The organism is Flavobacterium hercynium (assembly GCF_002217285.1).
Classification (GTDB): Bacteria; Bacteroidota; Bacteroidia; order Flavobacteriales; family Flavobacteriaceae; genus Flavobacterium; species Flavobacterium hercynium.
Genome location: NZ_MUGW01000017.1, coordinates 66,035 through 81,963, shown reverse-complemented (window position 1 = coordinate 81,963; position 15,929 = coordinate 66,035). Strand labels below are relative to the sequence as shown.

The window sequence follows — 15,929 nt, the reverse complement described above, 5'->3', positions numbered from 1 at the left end:
TTAAAATCTAAAAAAGGATAAATAATTACTAGTGTGATTATTTATCCTTTTTTTTTACCCTCTTTTTTTTACTCTCTGCCTTTTGCAAAAACCATTAAAGAGATTGCTAAATAAGGAATATCTTTTAAGATAAAAAAATCTGTTATAGGAAATCCTTCTACACTTTTGAAAACGCCTGGCGTTGTAAATAGAAAGCTCAATGTTGTGGCAAAAATAACAGCAGAACCTAAACCTGCATATAAACCAATCTTATTATAGAATAGAGAAGCGAGCAATCCTATTCCAATAATAATTTCAAAAGTGCCAATAACATTTGACACCATTTGCAACGACATTACTTTATACATCCAGCTCATCGCAAAATGATTTTCGACTAAATCTTTTATTGCTGCGGCTTCTACTGCTGTGAACTTAAAAAGACCTACCCAAATTAAAATAATTACCGTTCCTAAAACTCCTAGCTTGTAAGCGATTTGATTTAAATTCATGACGTGTGTTTTTTAAAATTAGTATTTTTCAATATTACTAATCATACACTAAAACAATTGTCGGCTAATTGTCATTATGAATCAATTTGCATCTAAAATCATCTCCAAAAACAAAAAAATACATTTCTTGGATGTCGTATTATTTTTTCAACTCAAGACATCAATAACTATCTTAAAATTTGTTTTTATAACACCTTAAAACACCTTCCAGCTGCTTATTTCGAAAAAGAAAACCAAAACTAAAACCATTAATTATCACTTTAAAAAGTTGTTTGGTTGCTAAATTTTAATTAAAATACATGTTTTAGTATTAATTACCTAATAAAAAATGCGAATAGCAAAAATTAAAGCATTTTATCCAAAACTCACGTCAAAAAAAACGCAAAATCAATTTATAATCATTCTACAAACAATTCTGACACAGGAAAACTCAATCACAAATTGTAAATAACTTTGGGTATCGTATATAATGAAATATTGAAATTGACGAATTTGTCCCTTTTTTTAATTTTGTTTCCCTATCATCAGGAGATTGCTGTGGTTATAGAAATTACAATTAAAAAAAATAAAAAATGAGTAAGACATTATTTGACAAAGTATGGGATTCACATGTAGTGCGTAAAATTGAAGATGGACCGGATGTGTTTTTTATTGACCGTCATTTCATTCACGAAGTTACGAGTCCTGTTGCTTTTTTAGGATTAAAAGAAAGAGGCGTTAAGGTTTTGTACCCGGAACGTACTTTTGCAACTGCCGATCACAATACACCAACTATAAACCAACATTTACCGGTTCAGGATGCTCTCTCTGCTAATCAGCTGAAAGCACTTGAAGATAATGCTACTGAATATGGCATTTCGCACTGGGGATTAGGTCACCAGAAAAATGGAATTGTACACGTTGTTGGTCCTGAAAACGGAATTACTTTGCCAGGTGCTACTATTGTGTGTGGAGATTCACACACGTCTACTCACGGTGCTTTTGGAGCAATTGCTTTTGGTATTGGAACATCTGAGGTCGAAATGGTACTTTCTACACAATGTATCATGCAGCCTAAACCAAAGAAAATGCGTATTAACGTTAATGGTCAATTAAGTAAAGGTGTTGGTCCAAAAGACGTTGCACTTTATATTATTGCTCAATTAACGACTTCTGGAGGAACGGGTTACTTTGTTGAATACGCTGGTGATGTTTTTGAAAACATGACTATGGAAGGTCGTATGACAGTTTGTAATTTAAGTATCGAAATGGGTGCTCGTGGAGGAATGATTGCTCCTGACCAAACTACTTTTGATTTCCTTGAAGGAAGATTATACGCTCCTAAAGGTGACGCCTGGACGAAAGCTGTTGAATACTGGAAAACACTTAAAACAGATGCTGATGCTGTTTTTGATGCAGAACTAAACATCAAAGCTTCAGATATCGAACCAATGATTACGTATGGTACTAACCCAGGAATGGGAATTGGTATCTCAAAACATATTCCAACTGCCAATCAAGTGGAAGGCGGAGAAGAAACATACAAAAAATCTTTAGCTTACATGGGCTTCGAAGAAGACGATGTAATGATTGGAAAACAAATCGATTACGTTTTCTTAGGAAGCTGTACAAATGGCCGTATTGAAGATTTTAGAGCTTTTACCGAAATTGTTAAAGGAAGAAAAAAAGCAGACAATGTTACTGCTTGGTTAGTTCCGGGTTCTCATGTTGTTGAAGCTCAAATTAAAGAAGAAGGTTTATTGGATATCCTGACAGAAGCTGGTTTTGTATTACGTCAACCGGGATGTTCTGCGTGTTTAGCAATGAATGATGATAAAGTTCCTGCTGGAAAATATGCAGTAAGTACTTCAAACAGAAACTTTGAAGGTCGTCAAGGTCCTGGTTCAAGAACGCTTTTAGCAAGTCCTATTATGGCAGCTGCAGCGGCTGTTACAGGGAAACTAACTGACCCGCGTGACTTATTTTAGATTGGAGATTTTAGATTTTTTCAATCTTGATCTAAACCTCTTCAAATAAAATTGATTAACATTATTTAATACAAAACATTTTTAGATTCTATGTTTAAGTTTTCGCAAGAAAATCTAAAATCTAAATCTAAAAATCTAAAATCCATTACAATGGCATACGATAAATTTAATATACTTACCAGCAGTGCTGTACCACTGCCAATCGAGAACGTAGATACAGATCAGATTATTCCGGCTCGTTTCTTAAAAGCTACAAAACGTGAAGGTTTTGGAGATAACCTTTTTAGAGACTGGAGATACAACGGAGACGATACTCCAAAAGCAGATTTTGTTTTGAATAACGCTACTTATTCTGGAAAAATTCTTGTTGGAGGAAAAAACTTCGGTTCAGGATCTTCAAGAGAACATGCTGCATGGGCAGTTTACGATTATGGTTTTAGAGCTGTAGTTTCTAGTTTCTTTGCTGATATCTTCAAAGGAAACTGTTTGAATATTGGTGTTTTACCCGTACAAGTTAGCCCGGAATTTGCTGAGACTATTTTTAAAGCAATCGAAGCTGATCCAAAAACAGAACTGGAAATCAACCTTCCAAACCAAACCATTACTTTGTTATCTACAGGACAGCACGAATCTTTTGCTATTAACGGATACAAAAAGAACAATATGATTAATGGTTTTGATGACATTGATTATTTACAAAACATCAAAGAAGATATTGTGGCTTTCGCTGATAAACTTCCTTATTAATAACAACCTATAAAAAGCAGTTACTTCGACTTCAACTTATGGTTGGGCGAGTAACTGCTTTTATTTATATCAATTGATTGACTACCAATCAGACCACATTAAAGATCTATCCTATTTGAAATGGAAAAAAGAAAAATTGAAATAATGGACACGACGCTCCGTGATGGTGAACAAACCTCGGGAGTATCTTTTTCTGCTGCAGAAAAATTAACCATTGCGCAATTATTGCTGGAGGAATTAAATATTGATAGAATCGAAATTGCTTCGGCTCGTGTAAGTGAAGGAGAATTTCAGGCTGTGAAAGGCATTACAAGCTGGGCAGCTGAAAAAGGCTACACCAATCGTATTGAAGTACTTTCGTTTGTAGACGGCGGTGTTTCCATCGAATGGATGAAAAAAGCTGGCGCCAAAGTGCAGAATTTATTGACCAAAGGCTCAATGAATCACTTAACACATCAATTAAAAAAAACGCCGAAACAACACTTTTCTGAAATTGCAGCGATCATCACGTTAGCAAAAGAAAATGACATAGAAACTAATGTTTACCTGGAAGACTGGAGCAACGGAATGCGAAATTCTCCGGAATATGTTTTTCAGTTTCTGGATTTTTTAGCGACTCAGCCTATCAAGAGAATTTTGCTTCCTGATACTTTAGGCGTTTTAATTCCTTCCCTGACTTTTGAATTTATTTCTAAAATTACAGCAAAGTATCCTCAAATTCATTTTGACTTTCACGCACATAATGATTACGATTTAAGTATTGCTAATGTAATGGAAGCCATAAAAGCAGGTATAAACGGACTTCATGTAACGGTAAACGGAATGGGCGAAAGAGCCGGGAATGCTCCGCTCGAAAGTACTGTTGCCGTGATAAACGATTACTTACCTGACGTAAAAATCAATATCAAAGAAACTTCATTATACACGGTAAGCAAATTGGTGGAGACTTTTACAGGATATAGAATTCCTGCCAACAAACCAATTGTAGGTGATAATGTTTTTACTCAAACTGCCGGAATTCACGCTGATGGAGACAATAAGAATAATTTATATTTTAATGATTTACTTCCGGAACGCTTTGGCAGAAAACGAAAATATGCTTTAGGAAAAACATCCGGGAAAGCTAATATCGAGAAGAATCTTCAGGAATTAGGTTTAAAACTAAATCAGGAAGACTTGAAATTGGTAACCCAAAGAATCATCGAATTGGGTGATAAAAAAGAAACTGTTACCAAAGAAGACCTTCCGTATATTATCTCTGACGTTTTAGACAGTCATACGTATGAGGATAAAATAACTATCGCATCGTATGTTTTAATGCATTCAAAAGGAACACGACCATCTACAACATTAAGCTTAAATCTTAATGGAGAAATCATAGAAGAACATGCGCAAGGTGATGGTCAGTTTGATGCTTTTATGAATGCTTTGTCGAAAATTTACAAAAGTAAAAAACTAACACTGCCTAAATTAATTGATTACGCAGTTCGAATTCCACCAGGAAGTAGCTCTGACGCCTTATGCGAAACGATCATTACCTGGGTAAACAACGGTAAAGAATTTAAAACAAGAGGATTAGACTCTGACCAGACGGTTGCTGCAATTATAGCAACGCAAAAAATGCTTAATGTAATTAATTAAGAGGGACAAAGGCTCTGAGTAACTAAGGTACAAAGGTTTTTGATCTTTGCCATTTTAGAGCTTTGAACCTATGAACCTTTGCCACTTTGAACCTTATAAAAACAACAAATACAAAAAACAATGAAATTTAACATAGCCCTTTTAGCAGGAGACGGAATTGGTCCTGAGGTCATTAATGAAGCCGTAAAAGTATCTGATGCTATTGCGAAAAAATTCAATCACGAAATAACGTGGACACCGGCTCTTACAGGAGCATGTGCAATTGATGCCGTTGGAGTTCCTTATCCTGATGAGACACATGACATTTGTATGAAAGCAGATGCTGTTTTGTTTGGTGCTATTGGCCACCCAAAATACGATAACGATCCAAGCGCACCAGTTCGTCCTGAGCAAGGATTATTGTTAATGCGTAAAAAACTAGGTTTGTTTGCTAACGTACGTCCAACTTTTACTTTTCCTTCTTTAATTGACAATTCTCCTTTAAAAAGAGAAAGAATCGAAGGAACTGATTTAGTTTTCTTAAGAGAATTAACCGGAGGAATCTACTTTGGAGAAAAAGGAAGAAAAGATGATGGCGAAACTGCTTTTGACAATTGTGTTTATACCAGAGCCGAAGTACAGCGTTTAGCTAAGAAAGGTTTTGAATTGGCTATGACCAGAAGCAAAAAACTATGTTGCGTTGATAAAGCAAACGTACTTGAAACATCGCGTTTATGGAGAGAAACGGTTCAGGCGATGGAAAAAGACTATCCGGAAGTAACGGTTTCATACGAATTTGTAGATGCTGTTGCGATGCGTTTGGTACAATGGCCTAATTCTTATGACGTTTTGATTACTGAAAACTTATTTGGAGATATCTTGACTGATGAAGCATCTGTAATTTCAGGTTCAATGGGATTAATGCCATCTGCTTCTGTTGGAGTACATACTTCTTTGTACGAACCAATACACGGTTCTTACCCACAAGCAACAGGATTGAATATTGCGAATCCATTAGCCACTATTTTATCAGCAGCTATGATGTTTGAAGATGCATTTGGATTAAAAGACGAAGCCGAAGCGATCAGAGCTGTAGTCAACAAATCGTTAGAACAAGGAATTGTTACAGAAGATTTAGCTACAAAAGGATCAAAAGCATACAAAACCAGTGAAGTTGGAGATTGGTTGGTAGAAAATTTATAAAATTTTATCGTACAGACGCATTGCTGTGCGTCTAACACAAAGCAAAGATAAAAAGCAATGCGTCTCAAAAAAAAAAGGGGATCAATAAAAATTGATCCCCTTTTGATTTATATTTAGAAAAAAATATTAATATCCTCCTCTACCGCCACGGTCATTTCCACCACGGTTTCCTCCACCATAACCTCCGCGTGAATCTCCACCACGACTGTTATTGTTGAAGCTTCTTCTTTCACCTTCAGGTTTTGGCTCAGATTTATTAACCACAATTGCACGTCCTTGAACAGTTGCACCGTTCAATTCATCAATTGCTTTTTGAGCTTCAGCATCGTTTGGCATCTCTACGAAACCAAAACCTTTGCTTCTTCCAGTAAATTTATCTGTAATAATTTTAACTGAATCTACTGCTCCGTAAGCCTCGAAAGACTCTCTTAAATCTGCTTCCTCAATACTGAATGGAAGACTTCCAACAAAAATGTTCATATGTACTTGTTTATAATAATGTAGCAAATGTAGTCTTATTTTTCTGTAATCTACTATATATTAGTTTATTTATGTTTTTATTTTGATTTAAAAAATTAGTTTTCAAAAGTAATTTCAGAAGTAATGGGAACTTTATAAAAAACACCCTCGGAAAAACTGACATTGGCATTTGCCGTATCCCTCTCGTCTGAGTTTTCTGCAACAAATTTAAATGTCCCTGAAATCGTATTTGCTTCCTTATTATATTCTGTAATAGTTATTTCTCCGCTTCCGCTATTAGCCTGTGTAGTAAATCGATAAGTTGGTTCAGAAAATTCATTATAGAAGGTAGCCCAAGAATTATTATCAACTCCAAAAATATAAGTTCTCGCTTCCGGAGAAGCTGTTTGCAATTGAACCTGTTCAGCTCCTAATGATCCCTTGATGACCATTTGTCCGCCTGAAGTAAGATACGCTTCATACGTTTGTGCTCTCCAAAACACCCTGTTTTTTAAGGTCTGGAAGGCAGGATTATTGAATTGAATTTCCTCAGAACAAGAAGAAAGCAATGCGAATAGTAATAATAGGGAGAGGTATTTTTTCATATACAATGAATTTACAGGCAAAAATACCCGATTACAGACAAATAATTAAAAAACAGGTTAGGAAATGGGTAAAAATTAAGAAAAATTTATCACAAATACATTTAATGTGAATTTTAACGTACAACTGAGAAAAAAATTATATCTTTGCGCCCTTAATTAACAGAGGTCGAGTACCTCAAAATTTAATCATAAGATTATGTCAGTAAAAATTAGATTACAAAGACACGGTAAAAAACAAAAACCTTTTTACTGGGTTGTAGCTGCAGATGCACGCTCAAAAAGAGATGGTAAATACTTAGAAAAAATCGGTACTTACAATCCAAACACAAACCCTGCAACTATCGAATTAAACATTGATAGCGCAGTGAAATGGTTGCACAATGGTGCACAACCTACTGATACAGCTAGAGCAATTCTTTCTTACAAAGGTGCTTTATTGAAACACCACCTTGATGGAGGTATCCGTAAAGGAGCTTTAACTCAAGAGCAAGCTGATGCTAAACTAGCTGCATGGTTAGAAGCTAAAGCTGGTAAAGTTGATGCTAAAAAAGACGGTTTAACTAAAGCGCAAGCTGATACTAAAGCAAAAGCTTTAAAAGCTGAGCAAGAAGTTAATGCTAAACGTTTAGCTGCTGCAGCTAAAGCTGAAGCTGATGCTATCGCTGCTGAAAATGCAGTTGAAGAAGTTGCTGAAGTTGAAGCTACAACTGAAGAGGCTACTGAAGAAAATAACGAAACAACTGAAGCATAAATTTTAGATTAGCGAGAATGCGTAAAGAAGAATGTTTTTATTTAGGTAAAATCGCTAAAAAATTTAGTTTCAAGGGTGAAGTTCTGGTTTATTTAGACACAGACGAACCTGAGTTATACGAAAATCTGGAATCAGTGTTTGTTGAATGCAACAAACACTTGGTTCCTTTTTTTATTGAAACAAGTTCATTACACAAAAACGATTTTCTTAGAGTTCGTTTTGAAGATGTCAATACAGAAGAAGATGCAGATGCTCTTCTTGGAAATGCTGTCTATCTTCCATTAAGTATGTTGCCAAAACTTTCCGGTAACAAATTTTATTTCCATGAGGTAATCGGTTTTGAGATCGAAGATCAGCGTTTAGGCGTTTTTGGAAAAATCGTAGCCGTAAACGACAGTACAGCACAACCGCTTTTTGAAGTTTTAAACGGCGAAGTTGAACTACTAATTCCAATGATCGATCATTTTTTAGTAAAAATTGATCGCGACAACAAAAAAGTCATCATGAACCTTCCTGAAGGCTTAGTGGAGATGTATCTTTAGATTGTTGAATCGTTTAACCGTTTAGTTGTTAAATTGATTAATCTTTTAATCTTTTAATCTTTTAATCTTTTAATCTTTTAATCTTATAATCTTATAAATATAAAAATCCAAAGATCGAACAATCTAAGAAGTCCAAAAATCTAAGAAAGTCTAACGATCTAAAAATCTAAGCAGTCTAAAAATCTAATAATCTAAGCAAGTCTAAAAAAATGTTCCAATTCAAACAATTTTCAGTTGCACAAGATCGCTGCGCTATGAAAGTAGGCACTGACGGTGTTTTATTGGGTGCTTGGGCTCCAATACACAACAATCCGTTTAGTGTATTAGATATTGGTGCCGGAACAGGAATTATTGCTTTGATGCTTGCACAGCGAACAAATGCAGAACAAATTGATGCTCTTGAAATTGACGAAGACGCTTACGAACAAGCTGTAGAAAATTTTGAAAATTCACCTTGGGGAGATCGATTATTTTGTTTTCATGCCGGTTTAGATGAATTTATAGAAGAACCAGAAGACGAATACGACCTTATTGTTTCGAATCCTCCTTTTTATGCTGAAGATTATAAAACCGAAAATGAGCAACGTGATTTGGCTCGGTTTCAGGATGCAATGCCATTTGAAGAACTAGTTGAAGCTGCAGATTTACTGCTTTCTGAAAATGGAATATTTGCTGTAATTCTACCTTATAAAGAAGAAGAGAAGTTTATTGCTTTAGCAAAAGAGTTTGAATTATATCCAACTAAAATTACTCACGTAAAAGGAACTCCAACATCAGAAATTAAACGAATCTTAATGGCTTTTAGTCGTTTTGAAATCCCTGATATTGAAGTTGACGAGTTAACAATAGAGATCGACAGACATATTTACACTCCGGAATACATTGCTCTTACCAAAGACTTTTACTTAAAAATGTAATTGCCTAAATCGTATTTGTAACCCAAAAACAGGTTTACCTTATTTTCCTGTTTTAATAAATGTTACTGCACGATCCAGAACCTCATCTTTTCCCTGTCTTATTCCGGAAATTGTAGGTTTTGATTCTATATCAACCGCAATTCCAATACGCTGTGTTTCTTTTTTGTTTGGATAAAAAACACCATAACATGTAAATGCAGAAGAAAAGCCTTTTATAATCTGAAATCTGTAATTTGCACCATCTGCTCCTCCACTCTGACTTCCAATTATTGTTGCCTTAGGAGCAGTTTTTAATGCCATTGCCGCATATTCAGCATGACTTACCGCATTTTCATCAATTAAAACGATTACTTTTCCTTTGTAATAATCCGGATTTACTTTTCCACATTTTTCAATACCTGTTCTCCAAACATATCGCCCCGGAAAACTAACATCAGGATCCAGAAATCTTGCAAATTCTTTTTCAGCAGGATTTAACCAATCCGAAAGCGCATATAAAACATCATTAGGTCTTTTTCTGTCATCAAAAATGATTGCTTTGGTGTTTTTAAGCGCTGCTATCAAATTTGGGACATCTTCAATAACAACTTCTTCAAAATTCACATATCCGATATTACCCTCTAAAATTTTCCATTTTTCAGAAGAAGGAAACTGAATTTTTAAGTCTTGGTACTTATAACGATTTATCGATTTAGTGGCAATTTTTTGATCTCTTTCAAACTCAATTTCAAATGTTGATGTTTTGCCGTTAAAGATAGTCCAGTACGCCTTCCTCAAAACAGATGGCTCATTTGACCCTTCTACATATTTACGGTTTTCTTTTAAAACTTCAGCAATCGTTTTACCTTCTACTTTCGTTATTGCATCTCCTATTCTCAGATCACTAATTTTTGCCAATGAATCATTTTTAAAACCAATAATAACTGCTTTTTCATCGATTATTACAACATCAGCGGGAATAAATTTATCTCCAAAATATTCAAACAAATTCATCATATCGGTTGATGCATGCGTATCATTCAGTTTTATAGAAATTTCACGCATTGCCAGATCAAAATCTTTTTCAGACTTTGGCTGACTGATTCTTGGAAGAAATTCGGTTAATACCTGATCCCAATTTTGATCCATCTGATATTTATAAGGAAAGAAATATTCGATATAATTCCAATATCGGAACAAGGCCAAAAGTCTTAAATTTTTATCTGTCCATTTAAATTCGGTGTATTTCACTTCATTAGTAAACTTCAAAGGTACTCCTCCTGAACCTAGCTCAAAATCAACATAATATTGTTTGTCCTGAATTCTGTTTTCTTCAATAAACTTTAATTTTTTGGAAAGTGATTTCGAAAACAAATCATTTTTATTAATCCATGATAAATCGAAATTTTTATCAAAATACTCTTTTTTTGACGCAGCTTTCGAGGGTGACACTTTTTTAACTTCTCCTAAAGAATCAACCCAATTTTCGAGCACCAAAGAAAATGCTTCAGCCGATTGTGCTTCATCTACCTTTTGCAAAACCTGAAACAACTGCTCGTCCCAATTTTTAGTTCCATTTGCAACATTAGGATGGTAATATTTTAGAAATCCCCAGATTTTTGCTGTAGCAGCTAATTTTTGGGTTTCAGCAACAGGTTTCGAAAAAGAATATTGAAACAACAGAAAAGCAATAAGTAAAATAGTTTTATTCATTTAAGGATTGGTTTTGGTTTGGTTAATTATGATTGTCATATAGATCAACAGATTAAAATCAGTTACTACAAAATAGTACTTATTGCGATTTTATACCTGTTCAAAAATACTCTTAAACTGATATAGAATTCTTTCTAAAAGACGAAGGTCTTCAGTTACAATTTCGGCACTTCCTTTCATCTCTTGCTGAAAGATGATTTCTTTTTTATATGAAGTTTGTAAACCATTTGGAAGCGCAACATCTATTAATAAATTCCCGTCCTTATCCGGCACTAAAGAGATATTCTGAATTTTACCATACAAAACACCAAATTCTCTGTCCGGAAAATTCGCCAGTCGGATGTTGACTTTTTGTCCCACTTTTATTTTTCCTGAATTCAATGCCGGTGCTTTTACTTTTCCAATAAAACCATTTTTAGCATCGGGAATAATCGAAAAGACATTATCACCTGAATTAATAGTTTGATTCTCTGTCCATACCTGCAGGAAAGTCACTACTCCGCTCACAGAAGATCTTAAAGCATAATTAAGCTCCCAGTCTTTTATCACTTTTTTGAGCTGGTAAAAGGACTGTGCCATATTACGTCCCAAGTTCACTTCTTCTTTAGTACTATTTATGTGCGAACTCTGGCTTGATTTTTTATTATCGATCAAAGACGATCTCAATTGAGAAATCGACGATAAAAGGCTTCTATAGTTCTTTTGTGCCTGAAGGTAGCTCAGTTTTTTAACGTCCATTTCCTGAGCCGAAATAATGCCTTTGCTGAATAAGGTTTCAAAACGGGCTACTTCATTTTTTTGCAATTGCAATTCGCTTTCATTTAATATTTTTTGCTGTTGCAGAATATCAAGTCTTTCTTTAATCTGAATGTTTTCTGAACTTTGCGCTCTGTTTTCGACTTCATAAGGCTGTAAATCATGATTGAGTTGCTGTGCCTGATAATCTTTCTGAAAAACAGCGTAAGCGCTTTCAATTTCTCCTAATTGCGTGTTTTTAAGCAATGCAAAAGGAAAATCTTTTTTTAAATCGTTTATATTATAACCGTCGATTATACTTTTCAGTGCAAAAACATCTTTGTAATTGGCTGTATTTTCGATAATTGCCAAAGTAGTATTCTTTTCTACAACTGCTTTATCTGCCACTAATATGGCTTCGATACGTCCTGATGTTTTCGCTACCAATCGTTCTGGCGGAATATTGGTTGTTATTACAATTTCGGTAGTAACGACATCCGGATATTTTATAAACCAGGACACAAAAAACAGCATAAAGAGTATTACAAATATAAGTACGGTTCCCCAGCGGATCATCCAGTGCGGCACTTTGGTTAAAATGTCCTGAACTTCCTCACTTCTTAACTCGAATGTATCGTTGTTTTCTGCCATGATTAATTTCCTAATTGTAATTGGTTGCGAACCAGCTCAAAATAATTCCCTTTTTGATTCACTAAAGACGAGTGACTTCCTATTTCTATAATTTTTCCTTTGTCTAAAACTACGATCTGATCGGCGTTCATTACCGTACTCAGCCTGTGTGCAATAACGACAACAGTTTTATTCTTAAAGAAAATATCGAGTTTACGCATAATCTCTTTTTCATTATTAGCATCTAATGCAGAAGTTGCTTCATCAAAAAACAAAATTTCAGGATTCTTGTAAACGGCTCTTGCAATTAGTAAGCGCTGTTTTTGCCCTGTGCTCATTCCTAATCCTTCTGAGCCAATTTTAGTATTGTAACCCAGTGGCAAACCTGTTACGTATTCTTTTATATTGGCTACATCTGCGGCGTACACCAATCGTTCTTTATCGACTTTATCAACACCAATTGCAATATTATTGGCAATCGTATCATTAAATATAAAACCTTCCTGCATGACAGCACCAATGTTGGATCGCCAGGCTTTTTGTGTAATATTTTTTAATAATGTGTTTCCAATGGCAATTTCACCTTCGTTGGGTTCATAAAACTTGAGCAATAATTTCATGAGTGTAGTTTTTCCGCTCCCGCTCACTCCTACTATTGCTGTTACTTTATTAGCAGGAATTATAAGATTCAAATTTTCTAATACCGGAATATCAGAGCCTAAATAACGATAGGACAGATTCCTAATATCGATATCCGCTTCGAAAGGCACATCACTCGTTTGATTTTGCTCTTCCTGAGTTTCATCTACTTTCTCGTGAATTTCCGACAATCTTGCCAAGGATATTTTAGCATCCTGAAGTTCACGTACAAACTCTATTAATTGTGTAATAGGTCCGTTTAAACTTCCAACAATAGAACTGATTGCCAGCATCATTCCCAATGTAATAGAGCCGTCGATTACCAATTTTGCAGATAAGAAAATGATAAATATGTTTTTTAATTCATTGATAACAGATGAACCAATCGTTTGGGTTTGTTCTAATACTAATCCTTTGATCGAAACCCGAAACAATCTTGCCTGAACATATTCCCATCCCCAACGCTTTTGTTTTTCGGCATTGTGAAGCTTTATTTCCTGCATTCCGTTGATAAGTTCCATTACCTTGCTTTGCTCTTGGGAAACCTCAGCAAAACGTTTATAGTCTAATGCTTCTCTTCTTTTTAAGAAAATGGTAATCCATCCAAAATAAAGAAGGCTTCCTGCAAAAAACACAAAGAATATCTGCAGATTAAAATAGGCCAAAACACCGCCCATGACAAACATGTTGATAACAGAGAACAAAACGTTTAATGACGAGGTGGTTAAAATTCGTTCGATTCTTCTGTGATCGTTGATACGCTGCATGATATCTCCGGTCATACGAACATCAAAAAATGAAATAGGTAAATTCATTAATTTAATGAAGAAATCGGAGATCAGTGAAATGTTTATTCTCGTGGAGAGATGCAGCAAAATCCAGCTTCTTATAAGTTCTAATCCTGTTCTTCCGGCAAATAAAAATAATTGTGCAAAAAGAATGAGGTAAATAAAGTGAATGTTTTGATTTTGTATTCCGACATCAACAATACTTTGGGTTAAAAACGGAAAAATCAATTGCAACAAACTACTTGCCAGCAAACCTATGCTTAACTGCACCAGAAAAGATTTGTACCGTATTACGTATTGCGCTAGTAATCCAAATCCAATTCCTTTATTATCTTCTTTATCAAAATCAGATTGAAAAAATTTTGGTGTAGGTTCAATCAATAAAGCAATTCCTTCCTGCGTAGATTCGTCGGCGTTATTGCCAATCCAAAATTTTAAAAAATCTTTTTTATTATATTGAATTAGTCCAAAAGCCGGATCAGAAATATAATAAATGCCTTTTTTTATTTTATAAAGTACAACATAATGATTTTGATTCCAATGTAAAATGCAAGGCAAAGGCGCTTCCTGCAGTCTTGTTTCGTTTAGTTTTACTCCTAATGTTCTAAAACCAACTTTCTCTGCACCTTCACTCAAAAAAAGCAAATTACTGCCCTCACGAGTTGTTTCGCTGCTGTCGCGCAACTCCTGAATATTAATTGTCTTACCGTAATGTTTTGCTATTATCTTTAAACACGTAGGGCCACAATCCTTAAAATCTGCCTGTTTATAATTGGTGAATTTTTTCAATTCCTTAATTGGTTTATTTAATAACAATATTATACAAAAATTCTTAGAAAAAGAAGATTTGTATCAAAATATACAAATGCAAATTCCAAGCAATCATACATTTATAAAGACATATCAATGAATAACTTAACACAAACAACTCTTAATCAATAATCAAAAAAGCTTTGTTAAATACATAACAAAGCTTTATCTTTTAGGTTTTTGTTTTTTGGCAGATCAAATTGAGTTGTTAAATCAATTTATATTTTATGAATAATTTCATTCGAATTATTACGATTCTAAAGGGCAGTGCTGACCAATAATTACGGCACAACCTCCTTCGCTAGCGCGCCCAAAACCGGCAAAAATATTCGTTTCCGGACAATAGCAAGCTTCAACGGGCTCACCTCCACGGATGCTTTTTTGTTCTTTCTTACTTAAAACTTCAATTCCTTTTAAATTCATTAAATTTTTCATCTTTATAATTTTATTGATATTGAATTATTACCTCAAGCATTTAAAGACATTTGAAGCGCTCTGTCTATATTTTAGAAAGAACTTATATTAAAAAGTATTTCACTTACTGTATTTAATAAAAAAACAGAGAGAAACTAATCCCTCTGTTAAATTATTTCAAAAAAATAAATTTATAAAACTTTCTCTAGGAGATGGCCCGGTTAGCTCTAACCTTGTAAAACCAACCGAGTGGCCAATTTTCCTGAGAATCCCAACACCAATCATCAATGTGGGGATATTTGCTCAATGTTCCACGATCGAGCGCCTACAACTTAAAAAAAACATGACTAAATTTTAATAAGGCTATATTGTAATACTTTAATTTAAAAGGTTTAAAAAAATTAGCAACAAAGACGTGTCGAATCGCAAACTCCGGTATAAGTGTCCAACGGACAATTTCCTCCCACCGGTATTAAGATGCATCCTGATTCGATGGCATAAAGCCAACATTCAGGAATTTTTGCTTCCATTGTTTTTTGTTCTGTTTTTGTTATCTCCTGAGCACTCTCAAGATTTAAAATTTTCTTTAACATTTATCTTTTAAAATTAAAGCTGATTAATTTCTATATTTCAGGTTTCGGGTTTACGACTGGTCCGCATTTTCCAGTGCTCCCTTCTTCTATTCCCGGAACCGATCCGTCAGGACAATAAGAGAAGCAATAAGCTGTCACTTTTTGGTGTGTCGAACGATCCCAACAAAAACATGCACAATCAGCAGGCTGAACTGGTGTACCACCCATAATCGTCTTTTGCTCACTCATGCTGATAATTTGAGCATCTTTTAAATTTATAATAGATTTTAACATAATTTCTTTTTTAGAATTATTGAATTAAAATTCAAACTATATATCTTTTTATAAAC

At 34.5% G+C, this 15,929-nt stretch carries 16 protein-coding genes; 7 read left to right on the top strand and 9 right to left on the bottom strand.

The features are described from left to right. Positions 1–68: 68 nt before the first annotated feature. Positions 69–488, bottom strand: coding sequence for a DUF417 family protein (locus B0A66_RS08245; protein WP_089049384.1), 420 nt, complete (start codon positions 486–488; stop codon positions 69–71). 572 nt (positions 489–1,060) lie between these two features. Here B0A66_RS08245 and leuC point away from each other — a divergent pair. The 4 genes from leuC to leuB all read left to right on the top strand — a co-directional run bounded on the left by leuC (position 1,061) and on the right by leuB (position 6,025). Further along, positions 1,061–2,455, top strand: coding sequence for a 3-isopropylmalate dehydratase large subunit (leuC, locus tag B0A66_RS08240; RefSeq protein ID WP_089049383.1), 1,395 nt, complete (start codon positions 1,061–1,063; stop codon positions 2,453–2,455). Between the two features lie 150 nt (positions 2,456–2,605). Next, complete coding sequence (leuD, locus tag B0A66_RS08235; RefSeq protein ID WP_089049561.1) at positions 2,606–3,202, top strand: 3-isopropylmalate dehydratase small subunit; 597 nt, start codon at positions 2,606–2,608, stop codon at positions 3,200–3,202. Between the two features lie 120 nt (positions 3,203–3,322). Then, complete coding sequence (locus B0A66_RS08230; RefSeq protein WP_089049382.1) at positions 3,323–4,843, top strand: alpha-isopropylmalate synthase regulatory domain-containing protein; 1,521 nt, start codon at positions 3,323–3,325, stop codon at positions 4,841–4,843. A 120-nt stretch (positions 4,844–4,963) separates the two neighbouring features. Continuing rightward, positions 4,964–6,025: a 3-isopropylmalate dehydrogenase gene (gene leuB, locus B0A66_RS08225; protein ID WP_089049381.1), complete on the top strand. Its 1,062-nt coding sequence runs from the start codon at positions 4,964–4,966 to the stop codon at positions 6,023–6,025. A 126-nt stretch (positions 6,026–6,151) separates the two neighbouring features. Here the strand turns inward: leuB and B0A66_RS08220 are convergent, their stop codons facing one another. Then, on the bottom strand, positions 6,152–6,505 hold the full coding sequence (locus B0A66_RS08220; RefSeq protein WP_089049380.1) for an RNA recognition motif domain-containing protein: 354 nt from the start codon (positions 6,503–6,505) through the stop codon (positions 6,152–6,154). 95 nt (positions 6,506–6,600) lie between these two features. After that, positions 6,601–7,089 (bottom strand): DUF6252 family protein, encoded by a 489-nt coding sequence (locus B0A66_RS08215; RefSeq protein ID WP_089049379.1) that lies wholly within the window; start codon positions 7,087–7,089, stop codon positions 6,601–6,603. Positions 7,090–7,285: 196 nt separating this feature from the next. Between B0A66_RS08215 and B0A66_RS08210 the strand changes: the two genes are divergently transcribed. The 3 genes from B0A66_RS08210 to B0A66_RS08200 all read left to right on the top strand — a co-directional run bounded on the left by B0A66_RS08210 (position 7,286) and on the right by B0A66_RS08200 (position 9,299). Further along, on the top strand, positions 7,286–7,840 hold the full coding sequence (locus B0A66_RS08210; RefSeq protein ID WP_089049378.1) for a 30S ribosomal protein S16: 555 nt from the start codon (positions 7,286–7,288) through the stop codon (positions 7,838–7,840). A 17-nt stretch (positions 7,841–7,857) separates the two neighbouring features. Next, complete coding sequence (gene rimM / locus B0A66_RS08205) at positions 7,858–8,382, top strand: ribosome maturation factor RimM (RefSeq protein WP_089049377.1); 525 nt, start codon at positions 7,858–7,860, stop codon at positions 8,380–8,382. A gap of 209 nt (positions 8,383–8,591) precedes the next feature. Further along, positions 8,592–9,299: a tRNA1(Val) (adenine(37)-N6)-methyltransferase gene (locus B0A66_RS08200; protein WP_089049376.1), complete on the top strand. Its 708-nt coding sequence runs from the start codon at positions 8,592–8,594 to the stop codon at positions 9,297–9,299. A 39-nt stretch (positions 9,300–9,338) separates the two neighbouring features. On the opposite strand, the gene B0A66_RS08195 is transcribed toward B0A66_RS08200, so the two are convergent. The 6 genes from B0A66_RS08195 to B0A66_RS08170 all read right to left on the bottom strand — a co-directional run bounded on the left by B0A66_RS08195 (position 9,339) and on the right by B0A66_RS08170 (position 15,873). Next, positions 9,339–10,991, bottom strand: a complete 1,653-nt coding sequence (locus B0A66_RS08195) for a S41 family peptidase (protein WP_089049375.1) — start codon at positions 10,989–10,991, stop codon at positions 9,339–9,341. A 90-nt stretch (positions 10,992–11,081) separates the two neighbouring features. Beyond that, positions 11,082–12,377: an HlyD family secretion protein gene (locus tag B0A66_RS08190; protein ID WP_089049374.1), complete on the bottom strand. Its 1,296-nt coding sequence runs from the start codon at positions 12,375–12,377 to the stop codon at positions 11,082–11,084. 2 nt (positions 12,378–12,379) lie between these two features. Further along, a complete protein-coding gene (locus B0A66_RS08185; protein WP_089049560.1) occupies positions 12,380–14,572 on the bottom strand; it encodes a peptidase domain-containing ABC transporter in 2,193 nt (730 codons plus the stop codon). 270 nt (positions 14,573–14,842) lie between these two features. Beyond that, complete coding sequence (locus B0A66_RS08180; RefSeq protein WP_089049373.1) at positions 14,843–15,028, bottom strand: hypothetical protein; 186 nt, start codon at positions 15,026–15,028, stop codon at positions 14,843–14,845. A gap of 380 nt (positions 15,029–15,408) precedes the next feature. Next, on the bottom strand, positions 15,409–15,600 hold the full coding sequence (locus B0A66_RS08175; protein WP_089049372.1) for a hypothetical protein: 192 nt from the start codon (positions 15,598–15,600) through the stop codon (positions 15,409–15,411). 30 nt (positions 15,601–15,630) lie between these two features. Next, entirely contained in the window at positions 15,631–15,873 is a 243-nt protein-coding gene (locus B0A66_RS08170; protein WP_089049371.1) for a hypothetical protein, read from the bottom strand. Positions 15,874–15,929: the final 56 nt, after the last annotated feature.